We start from the raw sequence: 12744 nt of genomic DNA, 5'->3' as shown, positions 1-12744 counted from the left end.
ACTGGTATTTTAACGCTCCGCTTAAAGTGGTCGCTAAACCTTGGCTTAAGTTCTTAGTAGTGGCTGGCTTTAGGCTTTCTGCGATCTTAGCGTCGTTTTTAAAAAGCTTATGAAAACCGCTCGCTATGTCAATGTATTCTTTAGCCTTTGGGGTCGTAAAAACATCGCTTTTAAACTCGTTTAGCTTGTTGAAAAACTGCGTAGGGTGTGCTGTGGTGTTCTAGTGTATTAAATATTGAATAATAAAATTAAATAAGGCTTTTTGAGTATTGATATTTGATTGGAGCGAAGCCTTTCAACATTTTAAAAAGGCCAATCAAAAATATAAGAATAAAAGGCTAGTAAATCCTAAAACCATAAGTGATGTTAAACATGATATGGCTTCGGTCAGAATACACGTTGTGCGTTAAAGGCTGCGTGCCAGGCCCGTTAGGATCAACTGGAACATACATGCCACAATACCCAATACAATAGCCTTTTTTGGTGATATTGCCATAATATTCTAGTTTTAAATCCATTCTAATATTATACTTATTAGAAAAATAGCTCAAAAAGAGCGCGAGACTCCTTTCATCAGCCCTTGGGCTATCCGTCCAACGGCCTAAAATTTTCCAACTAAACCCCCTATATTGTGAGCCTACATATAAAAACCCATTGATAACATCAGCGCCAACAATATTGTTAATTTCTGCGTCATAAATACTATTCGTCCAAATGTTATACCCCAAAGGATCCCCATAAATACCTATATCACCATTAGCGTTACCGATATTTTTATAGACGCTACCCCCAAATTGCCACTTGTTATAGTAAAAACGAGTGCGGAAAAAATAAGTTTGCCCGCTCTTGCCTAACGGCACTTGTTGGAAGAGGATAATATCATTTTGATTAGCTGGAGTGGCAAAAATGGGGAAAAACCCCACGAAAGTGCCTACAAAACGAAAGCCCTTATTATTAAAATTAGGGTTGGTGTCGTAAGTGATATTAATGCCTGGCGCATACATTCTTTGAAAGATCGCATAAAAATAAGGGTTGATTTTTAGATTGTCTTTTTCGTATTTCAAATCAGCCACCATTAGAGCCTTACCGCTTGTATAGTAACGCCCAAAATACCAAAACCAGTCGCTTGACGCTGAAGCCCTAGCGTCTGAATACATCACCCTTAACCTGGTGTCTTTGTATTTGACAAAGCCTTCAACCCCTTGAGTGTAAGAAGTGAACCAGTCATACTCTTCAGCATCATAGCGCCCCCCTTTCACGCCAAAACTGAATTTGTCTTTTTTGTAGTTGTAGCTCAAAAAAGCGTTATGCACCATGGCTAAACGAGGTTTTTGCACGTTTAAACCACTATGCCCTGCATACCAACCAATATATTGCCAAAAGATACCCGCCCCAAAAGGATCCGTCCTAGAGCCAGGCTGGCCGTTAGGGATATTGTTGCCTTGATAAGCGGTAGAGTCATAGGGGAGCGCTGCCATCATAGCCCCCACTTCCGCTCTCAAACCCTTGTATAACCCCATGCTCAAATTCAATTCGCCGAGTAAAGAAGTGTAGCTACCTGTAGGATAAATGTCTTTAGAAGGCTGGTATCTTTGGTTGTTAAAGCCAAACTTGGTATAGCTGCTCACCTTTCCAACAATGCTCATGTTGAATTTATAAGCTTGAAGTTTGGATAAAAAAAGACTAGAAAAAAGCAAAAAAAATAGAGAGTAAGAAAAATATTTCTTAATTTCCAAAACCCTAACTCCCAAAGATATTAAAATAAAAATACAAAAAAGGCATATCTAAGAGATAGGGGGAGAACTCTCTTAGAAACTATAACTGATGTGTGTCATCAAATGGCTTCTGTCTTGGGTAATGCTTTTTGCGATACCACCTATGTTTTGAGGGCCTTGTGCGAACGCCGAAGATTCAAACAAACCATTATTCAAGTTGAGCGGCTGACCGTTTGGCCCAAGGAAACCAGTTCCAGGGTTGTAACCCGCACGAATTTGGAACTCTAACCACACGAGTTTGAGACCCGCTTTAACATGCTTGCTGAACTGATAGTCTAGATACATACCAATACCATATTCCAAAGCCCTTGGAGCGGTAGTGAAGCGCTGATAAACGCTCCAACTGAACTTACCATGCTTGCCTCCACCTTTAACATACTCAGTGAACGCGTCAGCATCGGTAATGTTGTCAATCCCCGCAAAGCCTAAGCTATAGATGCCACCGACCCATTGTTCGATACCATCAAGAGCCACAGGGTTACCCCAAGTACCTAAGTTCATGTTAGGGTTACCGATGTTGAGATAAGCACCACCAACCACAAAGTAGTTGTTAATGTCTATGTGGTGGTGCAAATAGAGCGTCGCACCACCAGGACCTTGCAAGCCACGCCACTTACCATTATCCAAGAACGGATCCCAAGTGTTATAACGAGCGGGTGCGTAACGGCCGTATTCAGCGTTATTCCAACGATAGTCATACAACACATAGAAAGTCGTTTTATTCCTTATACCTCTACCGCTAAACTCAGGATTGGTATCGTATTCTATTTTAGCACCGGGCAATGTACCTACCATTGGGATGAGATACACATAAGGGTGAATCATTAGATTCTTTGTAGGGCGATAAATAATACCGGCTTTATGAATACCCCAAGGCTTTTCACGATAAATGGGGAACAACCATTGACCATCAGCGATACCACGACCCCAAGAGCTAAAGAGCAAGAACTTCATCTTATTCGTGAGCTTGAAAGTCCCATAAAACCCTTGGAACAATTGGTAAATCCAATCCATTTGCTCCTGCTCCGTAACGTCAAAGCGCCCCATGACCATATGGACTCTGTCGCTGTCATAGGTAAGGTTCGCTTTATAAACTTCATAGCGCCTTGAATGCCCGGGCAAGTAGGCGTTAGCCGGATAGTAATTAGGGAACAAGCCGTTCCACTCACCCATATACATATAGCCAATACCCCTAGGGTCAATAATACCACCTGGCCCTTGCTGTTGCCACATTTTAGTCGCATTCATACAAAGACTCAAAGAATCCGTGCCGCAAGAAGTTTTATCCCAATAGCTTGGGGGGGTAAAATCCTTTGCCCACCTATCATATCTAGTGTTATCATAAACTTGTCCGCCCAAAACACCGCCTAAATTCACGGTCCATCCCCTACCTAAATGCACAGACCCCTCTAGCTTACCCGTAAGGTTAACAAAAGTTTCTGTAGGATAGATACCTTTAACAGGGTTAATAGGCGAACGGTTAAAACCCACTTTGGAGAAGTTGATAAAATCCCCATGCACTTCATAAGTAACCGCCCCTAATGAACCCATAGTGAACAATAGTGGCAAGGTAAAACGCTTTAGCAATGTAGCCACAACTTTTCGTTTCTTTAATTTCATTCCTCTTCCTTACTTTACTTGAGAATAGATAAATTACTCTGTAGAAATAATTCTAGCATAAAAGAATATAGATTTAGTTTAAAATCAAGCTAGTTTTTCTTAAAATTTGCAAAATTTAAATTTTCAAACGCCAGTTTGCTAGTGAAAAAGCTTCTATTTTACATAGTCGCTTTAAAAACTATCTGCATTGATAGTATATAGTATGATAATATTTTAAAGCTAAAAATGGTTTTTACACCAATACATAGATTAAAAAAATGACAATAAGGAGCAAAAATGAAAAAAATTGGTTTGAGCTTGTGTTTGGTTTTGAGTTTGGGTTTTTTAAAAGCCCATGAAGTGAGCGCTGAAGAGATTGCGGATATTTTTTACAAACTCAACGCCAAAGAGCCTAAAATGAAAATCAACCACACTAAGGGGTTTTGCGCTAAAGGCGTGTTCCTCCCTAACTTGCAAGCAAGAGAGGATTTAGATGTGCCACTACTCAATGAAAAAGAAATCCCTGCGTCTGTAAGGTATTCTTTAGGGGGTGCGATGATGGACGATAAAAGCAAAGTTAGGGGAATGGCGTTAAAATTGGAAAATCAAAACGCTAGCTGGACAATGGTGATGCTCAATACAGAAATCAATTTTGCCAAAAACCCTAAAGAATTCGCTCAATTTTTTGAGATGAGGATTCCTAAAAATGGCAAGGTAGATGAAGCAAGAATCAAAAAGCTTTATGAAGAAGTTCCTTCTTATAGGAATTTTGCCGCCTATATGAAAACGATAGGGATTAGCTCAAGCGTGGCTAACACGCCTTATTATAGCGTGCATGCGTTCAGGTTTAAAGACAAAAAAGGGAAGTTATTACCCGCAAGATGGAAATTTGTGCCTAAAGACGGCGTTAAGTATCTTAACCCCCAAGAATTAAAGCAAAAAGATTCAAATTATCTGCTTTCTTCATTCCAACAACACCTTAAAAATAAGCCCATAGAATACCAAATGTATTTGGTGTTTGCGAATCAAAATGATGCCACCAACGACACGACCGCACTTTGGAAGGGCAAACACAAGGAATTATTAATAGGGACATTGAAAGTTGAAAAATACGAAGGAACGGGTTGCAATAAAGACGTGTATTTCCCAGCTGATCTCCCTAAAGGCGTAGAAGCCCCTACTGATCCCTTATTCCAAATCAGGAATGAAGTTTATGGAATCACTTTTAGCAGGAGGCAATAAAAAGGCTAATACGAATCAAAATATAAGTTGATTGAAAAAAATGCGTTTTTATGGGTTTGGGGGAGTGGGATTTTTGCTTAAAGCTTTTAAGCGCGCCCACTAAAACACTTTCTCTCTTATTTGAGGCACACACTCACGCTGAATATCAGGCAAAAATAACGAGCATTCAATCCATCTACCACCTTTTTAATGCTATTATCCTAATATTTTATTCCGTATTATGCTATTGGTTTATGCTATTGGTTTTTATGAAAGCGGCTTATTAGGCATTTCTGTAATTTTGTAATCAAAAAAGTTTTGCGAAATATTAAAAACGCTCTGCCCTTCCATTTGTTGGCGGGTTATCCAATTCAAATCATTGTCTTTGATTTTAGAAATTTCTACGCACGCCACTTGCCCGTTAAACAGATCAAAATGCACCACAATAGTAGGAACTTTATCCGTTATCAAACGCCTTTGAGCTTCTAAAACTTTATGTTCTTTAATATCATTGATCCCTTGAAATCCGCTTTGAACTTCTAGCAATAAATGATTGTCTAACAAAAAATCGGCTTTAGGACTTCTTTTAAAGCTTTCTATGCTCTCAAAATTATCACCACCAAAAAATTTAATGGTTTCTTTTTGCGTGTTAAAAAGACAAGCGATAAAATCCTTAAAAAACTCCGCTACCAAAAACCCGCGCATCCACGAAAAACAAACTTCTTCAACTCTTCTGCCTTGATTATTCAGCTTATAAATAATATGAGTGTCCACTATCTTTGAAAACACTCGCTCTATGGAGTTTTTAAAAAAGCATTCCAATTCATACCCATTATATTTAAAACAATAAATACTATTGATAGCGCTAAAAATTTCAATCAGCCTTTGTTTGAGCGCGTTTAAATCATTGAAATCAACGCAAGGTTGTATGTCTTTAGCACCTAAAAATTCCTTAAACGCATTTTGAGAATTAAAACCCAATAAATTTCTATAACCTTTAAAATCGTTATTATCAAACATTTTTACCCCTTAAAAAATCAAAGACAGCATGAGCGAGCGCTGCACTCAATAAGGGTGGCACAGCATTGCCAATTTGCAATCTTTTAGCGCTACCACTCCCATAGAATTTATAATTATCAGGAAAGCTTTGCAATCTTGCCCCCTCTCTAATGCTTAACGCTCTAGAGTCTCTTGGATGGATACACCTAGAACTGCTTGGGGTAGAAAAATTTCTTGTAATGGTGGGGGCTGGTTTTTCCCACCACATTTTGGCATAGGTATTAATATAACCGCTTTTGGGGCGTAAACTTTCTGGCAAATCGTCTTTACTCTGCCCATCTTTTAGCGTTTGCATGATTTTTATCAGTTTTTCATTGTTTTTAGGACTGCTATGCTCGCTTAATTCTTTAGAATTTCGCACAAATTCCAAAAAAACGTTATCCGCATTTTTAAGATAACCTAAAGCATCACCATTTTCACCGCTTTGAATGGGGGGTAAATCCCCTAAAGCGTCTTTTAGAGAAAAATGCGTTTTTATGGGTTTAGGGAAGTAAAATTTTTGTTTAAAACTTTTAAGCGCACCCACTAAAATCACTCGCTCTCTTATTTGAGGCACACCATAATCTAGGGCGTTTAAAATGGCATGCTCTAAAATATAACCTCTCTCTTTAAAAGCGTTACAAATTTGTTGGAACAATTGCCCTTTTTGCATAGACATCAAACCCACCACATTTTCAAAAACAAATATTTTTGGTTTCACTAAGTCTAAAAGCCGCAAATATTCTTTAAACAGATTCGCTTTTTCATCCATTTTTCTTTTGCCAAGGGTAGAATAGCTCTGACATGGTGGTCCGCCTAATAGAATGTCAATTGGAACGCATGGCAAGTTGTGGCAATGAAGTTGCGCAATATCGCATAAAATGGTTTGCGCCTCTTTATGATTGGCTTGATAGCTTAAAATGGCATCCTTGTCTATATCGTTAGCCCATATCAATTCAAAATGGGGATGCACAGAAAAGCCATAGCTCAATCCTCCAGCACCACAAAAAATATCGGCTACTTTATACAAGTTTTATTTCTTCCTTTCATCTAAACCCACAATTTTAAATGGAGTAAAACTTAAAGCCCTTTTTTGAAATTGGGTTAAAACTATTTATTCAATCTTTTAAGTTTTGCTAGGTTTGTCAATCGCTTTTCTATGGACGGCCTTTTCTCTGTTTTGAGCTTTTTGAGTGATATTAGCATGCTCATCTTTAATATCGTTTGGCCAATCTTTGCCTTGCTCTTGCACATTCCATTCGGGTAATGCGTCATTACTATTGTTTCTATAATCCGTCAAGCAAGCTTGCTCTAAAAGTTTATAGCTGATGCTTGCGTCTTTGATTGTATGAAAACCAAACAAGCCTTTCACTTGAGTTTCAAAATTAGGCTGATAAATCATGTAAAATTCTATTTTAGCCCCTGTGAGTATTGTGTGATAAAGAAAATACCACACACCAAAACTTCTAATACTAGGCCTCCCTTTAACTCCCCCATCTTTATAAATATTGAGCGTGCTTTTTATCCCACCATCTGCTTGAGAACCACCGATTTTTTTAATCTCACCATCCACCACAATTAAATACACTCTAGCCACATTTTGAGTCAAAATATTTTGAGATAAAGATTGATTGTTTTCATCTTTCAAATCCTTAAGATAGTTGAAATTCAACTTTGTGCTGTCTTTCACGTATTCTACATCAGCGATTTTAAAGGCAGTTTTGACCTCGCTAATATGCATTTTTACTCCTTGATAATCAATAACTCATGAGATTGTTTGACATGGTTATTATCGCCTCTTTCTAAGCGGTTTTTACCCATTCTGGTTTCGCCTTGTCCCATAGTGTATTGCCAAGATGGCTCTAAAATTTTAAAATCCTTATAAGCATTCCTTACAAATTCGCAGTCATTATAGCTTAAAATAAATGGCCCTTTATGCCTTTTTAGCATGTGAGCTAATACTTCATGTTTAAAACCATTGTGGTGGATAGGAAAATTACGCATAGGGTAAATCCCCTTAAACATTTTAGAATTTTCTAACACATAAGGGGGGTCAAGATAGAAAAAATCATTAGGATAAGCGAGCAACACTTCTTCAAAACTAGAGCATTCCACCTTTAAACTAGGGGCGTTAAAATCTTTAATTTTTAAAAGGGTGTTTAGATAGCGTTCTTTGTCAGTGTAAATTTTACTCATCCACCCCAAAAATCCCGGCCCATAGCTTAAATTAAAGTTAAAGTAATAATCTCTAGCCAAAACTAAAGGGTCTAAAACGCATTCTTTTTTATAATGGGCTTTTAACTCTTGCTTGATAATGTTGTAAGTTTCTTGATTAGGTTCTAAAGAAAGCAAGCTGTTATAAAGAGCTTGTTTGTCTTTGAGTAGCGCTTGATAAAAATTCACTAAAATGTCAAAAATATCAAAGCCCAACACTTCTAAACCCAACTCTGTCGCGCATGCAATTTCTACGCTCCCCCCACCTATAAAAGGGCTAATAACCCTACGCACACCATTAGGTATACACTCCACTATTAACCCTACAGCTAAAGACTTGCCCCCACCATATCTTAAAGGGGCTTTTATGTAGCGTTTGTAACGCCCATTATTAGAACGCAAATTGTGCAAAAAAACATCTTTTTTGCTAGCGTTTTGGTTGAATAAATTCGCATGCATTCCAAAAAGTTTTATTTATTTCTTCGCCCTTTTCCTCATGTTGGGGTCTAAAATCTTTTTCCTGATCCTTAAATTCAAGGGGGTAACTTCTAAAATCTCATCTTCTTCAATCCATTCTAACGCCCTTTCTAGCACCATAGTCCTAGGCGGGGTGAGTTTGATCGCATCATCGCTCCCGCTCGCTCTCATGTTGGTTAAATGCTTGGATTTGATAGGATTGACATCTAAATCATTATCCCTGCTGTGCTCGCCAATGACCATGCCCACATAAACCTTTGTTTGGGGGTTGATAAAAAGCGCGCCTCTTTCTTGGATATTGAAAAGGGAAAAAGCGGTCGCTTCGCCATTTTCCATGCTAATTAGCGCCCCATTTTTGCGCGATTCCACGCTCCCGCTAAAAGGGCGGAATTCCAAAAAGCTATGATTCATCACGCCTTCGCCCTTAGTGTCGGTTAAAAACTCGCTCCTATAACCAATAAGCCCTCTTGCAGGAATTTCAAATTCTAATCTTGTATAGCCATCGCTCATGGGATTCATCGCTTTCATCTCGGCTTTTCTTTTGCCTAATCTCTCAATGATAGCCCCGCTAAAATCTTGGGGCGTGTCAATCACCAAATGCTCAAAAGGCTCGCATTTAACGCCATTTTCTTCTTTAATGATGACTTCAGGGCGTGAAATGCTAAATTCAAACCCTTCACGGCGCAAGTTTTCAGCTAAAATAGTGATTTGCAATTCCCCACGCCCGCTCACTTTAAACTTGCCTTCGCCCATTTCTTCGCATTTCATAGCGATATTGGTTTGCATTTCTTTTAAGAGTCTGTCTTTCAGTTTATTGGCAGTAACATGCTTTCCTTCTAACCCGGCTAAGGGCGAATCATTGACAGCAAAATACACGCTCATCGTAGGCTCTTCTAAATGCATGGGATCTAAAGGCATGGGGTTAGTAGGATCAACGACGCTATCGCCCACATCCATTGCATTAAACCCAGCAAGCGCTACAATATCGCCCGCATAAGCGTTTTCAATCTCCGTCCTAGCCAACCCTAAAAAGCCTATAAGCTTAGTGATACGGCCATTTTCTTTACTCCCATCGCTTTTCATCAACAGCACGCTTTCATTCTTCTTAACCGAGCCATTAAACACTCTAGCGATACCGATTTTGCCCACATAATTGTCATAATCAAGCGTAAAAATTTGCATTTGCAAAGGCTCATCCACGCTCCCACTAGGGCTTGGCACATGCTCTAAAATCGTTTCAAACAAAGGCTCTAAATTTTTCTTTTCATCGTCTAAACTTTTCATCGCATAGCCATCTCTAGCAGCAGCATACACCACAGGGAAATCCAATTGTTTATCGCTAGCCCCCATCGCCACGAACAAGTCAAAAACTTCATCCACCACTCTGTCCGGTTCAGCGGCAGGCTTATCAATTTTATTCACCACCACAATAGGGCAAATCCCAAAACTCAAAGCCTTTTTAACCACGAATTTAGTTTGAGGCATGACCCCTTCTTGAGCGTCCACTAAAAGCAACACCCCATCCACCATTTTTAAAACGCGCTCCACTTCGCCCCCAAAATCAGCATGCCCAGGAGTGTCAATGATATTGATTTTAGTGTCTTTGTAATAAATAGCGGTGTTTTTAGACAGGATAGTGATCCCTCTTTCTTTCTCTAAATCGTTGCTATCCATCACCCTTTCATCCACTTTTTCCCTCTCACTAAATGTGCCAGATTGAGAAAGTAAGCCATCTACTAAAGTGGTTTTCCCATGATCAACATGCGCGATTACAGCGATATTTCTAATATTTTTCATGAATGTCCTAACAAGCAAAATTGAAATTAGAAGTATAACACAATATTATAATAGCCCCAAATGGCGGAATTTTTTGGCTAAATCCTGTTCTATGAAATGGCTTTTATGGGCTTTTAGAAAATTTTCATTCTTAGGCGGCATGAAATCGTCATTATCCCTATAAAAAAAGATAAAATAATTTTTCTTTAAATAGTAAGCCAAATGGATCAAAAACGAATCCCCCCCTATATACAAATCGCTTTCTAAAATCAGGTTTTTAACTTCTTCTAAACTGGTTTTAGCGCGATAATGAGTAACTTCATCTTTTAAAAAAGCGTATCGTTCTTCAAAATCTAAAAGCGTAACGCAAAAGGGTTTTAAGAGTTTTAGAACGATTTTTAAATGCTCTAAAGAAATATTCCTATCATTTTCTCTTGTGAAAGGGTTGATCAAAATCTTTTTGGGGTTTTTTAAGCTCATGGGATATAAAGGGTTATCAAAAACATGCCCATAAATTTGAGAAAACAACTCCTGGCGGTTTTGATAAACGTTTTTAATTTCTTTATTTGGAGTGGTTATGGAAACAAATGGGGCTAAAAGAGCGCTTCTAAAATCTTGTTTTTCTAAAATCAAATGTTTGATTTTGTGCTTTTTAAGCGCTTTTAATAACCATAAAAAATCCTTTATCGCTAAAAAAACGCCTTGTTTTTTAAGGTCATAAAAAGCAGGGATATTTTCAAAAACAGGAATGATTTCAAAATGTTTTTCGCATTCTAAAAGCTTGGCGATTTTTAAAGTCAAACGAGTGCCTAGGATTTTAAGGGGTTGTTGCTGTTTGAAAGCGATTTCTTTTAAAAGGCTAAGCGTGATGAGGTTATCCCCTAAAGCCAAAAGACAAGCAACATGCATGATTTTTCCTGATGGTGAAATGTTTAGGGTCTTTTTTTTCTATCCCTAAATTTTTTAAATAAAATCTTTCATCAAAATTATTGTTAATAAATTGCGTAAATAGGGGCAAACATTCCAAATCTTTTCTTAAAATTTTATGCGTTTTAAAAAGCGATTCAAAAATGAATTGCATTAAATCGCTGTTTAACAATTCTTTTAACGCATGAGCGTTGATAGGGAAATTTTCTTTTAAAACAAACATGTTCGCGCTGTTTAAAAAAAGGCGTTGCTCATTGTCATAAAAAAAGACAAGCTTTGAAGAAATGAATTTATACACGATTTTTTCTCTAGCCTGATAAAGACTTAAGGGAGCGACTTGCTGGCAGTCTTTTAAATCAGCGTTAATGAATTGGCTAGGGGCTTTTAATCCGTCTTTTAAAATATCTGAACCCCTAAAAATAGGAATGGTATTTTTTTCTTGTTTGGGGTGTAATTTTTCTTCATTGTTACCTGTAACAATCCCTAAAGCAAAATGAGCGTTATTTTTTAAAGTCATATGAGGAATGGAAAAAAGGTGGTCTAAAATTTTATTTTTTTGGTGAGAGCAATGGACATTAAAAATCTTTTTAGGGTTGTTAAAAAAAGAAGAGGGCGAGCGTTTGAACTTGCTATTTTGATAAAAACATGAGATTTTTTGATCCTTATTAGGGGTTTTTTTAAGCACCAAACCCACAGCCTTAGTCATTAGATTTTTAAAAGGTTTGTTAAAATCAATCAGGCTTCTAATTTGAAACTTTAAAGCCATTTCTCGCATTTTGCTAAACGCATCAATATTCAAACAACTTTCGGGCAATAATAGCCCCAAATGAGCGTTTTCTTTTAAGCAATTCAAACTCGCTATAAAAAAGAGCGACGCGCTGTCTAGGCTTTGAGAGAGGTTGAATTGCTGTTTGAAATTTTCTTTTTGGTTTTGGTTGTATTTCTTACCCCATGGCGGGTTAGTGAAAATGCAATCAAATTGCGGGGCATGTTTTAAACTCAAAAAATCTTTTTGCATGATATTAGGGCAATCTAAACGATAACGCTCTTTAATACGCTTTTTAGTCAAAGCGACAGCAAAAGCGTCCGTATCATAGCCATAGATATTTTCAACCTTAAAACCCAGTTTTAAAGCATGCATGATAAAATTCCCGCTCCCCACAGCCGGATCGCAAAAAATCGCTTGGGAGGTATCAAAATCTTTAGGGAGAGTGAAAAGTTGCTCTACTATCCTATTAGGAGTGTAGTAAATGCCTTCTAAATTTCTGGTGGTGTTAGAAAGTTCTTCTTCATAATAGGAACCCAACTTTTCTAAATCAGAGCTATTTTCTAACATTTCTAGGTATTTTAAAATCAATTCTTGATGGTTATGCGCGCCTTTTAAGGATTTGTTAGCGTATTTGTTAAGCTTGTTTTTCCCTAAATAGTTGCAGCAAAAATCTAAAAAAGAACTCGTTTTCACATAAATTTTATGATCAATCTCTAATTTTTCTAAAAAATTGGTTTTGATCCAATTATGCACGCTGCTATGAGAAACATTGATTAAATGAGCGATTTCTTCAATCAAAAGAGCGTTTGAAGGCATTTTAGCCCCTAAAAACTATAAACATAACTCACATTAAACACCACAAGGCGTTTGAAAAAGAGGGAAGCGTTTAACCCTTTGCCATGCGTTTCATAAAAGGAATTGACCGCTAAAGGAATCTTTAAGCCCATT

At 37.7% G+C, this 12744-nt stretch carries 11 protein-coding genes; 1 reads left to right on the top strand and 10 read right to left on the bottom strand.

What is annotated here, in order from left to right; genetic code table 11:
* Positions 1-338: 338 nt before the first annotated feature.
* Both hofD and hofC read right to left on the bottom strand, forming a co-directional pair.
* On the bottom strand, positions 339-1736 hold the full coding sequence (hofD, locus tag EAL04_RS07660; protein WP_001911476.1) for an outer membrane beta-barrel protein HofD: 1398 nt from the start codon (positions 1734-1736) through the stop codon (positions 339-341).
* Between the two features lie 72 nt (positions 1737-1808).
* Entirely contained in the window at positions 1809-3395 is a 1587-nt protein-coding gene (gene hofC, locus EAL04_RS07655) for an outer membrane beta-barrel protein HofC (RefSeq protein WP_120974449.1), read from the bottom strand.
* 276 nt (positions 3396-3671) lie between these two features.
* Between hofC and EAL04_RS07650 the strand changes: the two genes are divergently transcribed.
* Complete coding sequence (locus tag EAL04_RS07650; RefSeq protein ID WP_120974447.1) at positions 3672-4616, top strand: catalase family peroxidase; 945 nt, start codon at positions 3672-3674, stop codon at positions 4614-4616.
* Positions 4617-4862: 246 nt separating this feature from the next.
* Here EAL04_RS07650 and EAL04_RS07645 read toward each other — a convergent pair whose 3' ends face one another.
* The 8 genes from EAL04_RS07645 to EAL04_RS07610 all read right to left on the bottom strand — a co-directional run.
* A complete protein-coding gene (locus EAL04_RS07645; protein WP_120974445.1) occupies positions 4863-5615 on the bottom strand; it encodes a restriction endonuclease in 753 nt (250 codons plus the stop codon).
* Positions 5608-6663 carry a DNA cytosine methyltransferase gene (locus EAL04_RS07640; protein ID WP_120974443.1) on the bottom strand — a complete coding sequence of 352 codons (1056 nt, stop codon included), beginning with the start codon at positions 6661-6663 and terminating at the stop codon, positions 5608-5610. Before EAL04_RS07640 ends, EAL04_RS07645 begins: the two co-directional genes overlap by 8 nt.
* Positions 6664-6759: 96 nt before the next feature.
* Positions 6760-7374 carry a GIY-YIG nuclease family protein gene (locus EAL04_RS07635; RefSeq protein WP_120974440.1) on the bottom strand — a complete coding sequence of 205 codons (615 nt, stop codon included), beginning with the start codon at positions 7372-7374 and terminating at the stop codon, positions 6760-6762.
* Between the two features lie 2 nt (positions 7375-7376).
* Positions 7377-8306 (bottom strand): DNA adenine methylase, encoded by a 930-nt coding sequence (locus tag EAL04_RS07630; RefSeq protein WP_120974438.1) that lies wholly within the window; start codon positions 8304-8306, stop codon positions 7377-7379.
* Between the two features lie 15 nt (positions 8307-8321).
* Positions 8322-10121 carry a translational GTPase TypA gene (gene typA / locus EAL04_RS07625; protein WP_000790195.1) on the bottom strand — a complete coding sequence of 600 codons (1800 nt, stop codon included), beginning with the start codon at positions 10119-10121 and terminating at the stop codon, positions 8322-8324.
* A 45-nt stretch (positions 10122-10166) separates the two neighbouring features.
* A complete protein-coding gene (locus EAL04_RS07620; protein WP_120974436.1) occupies positions 10167-11009 on the bottom strand; it encodes a glycosyltransferase family 9 protein in 843 nt (280 codons plus the stop codon).
* Positions 10975-12612, bottom strand: coding sequence for a class I SAM-dependent methyltransferase (locus tag EAL04_RS07615; protein ID WP_120974434.1), 1638 nt, complete (start codon positions 12610-12612; stop codon positions 10975-10977). The genes EAL04_RS07620 and EAL04_RS07615 overlap by 35 nt, the downstream gene beginning before the upstream one ends.
* Positions 12613-12620: 8 nt before the next feature.
* A partial coding sequence (locus EAL04_RS07610; RefSeq protein WP_120974432.1) for an outer membrane beta-barrel protein occupies positions 12621-12744 on the bottom strand: 124 nt, incomplete at its 5' end.

The sequence above is a fragment of the Helicobacter pylori genome, from assembly GCF_003638305.1.
Lineage (GTDB): Bacteria > Campylobacterota > Campylobacteria > Campylobacterales > Helicobacteraceae > Helicobacter > Helicobacter pylori_DJ.
The sequence above is the reverse complement of the archived record's forward strand: the minus strand, read 5'-3'. Positions and strand labels throughout refer to the sequence as shown.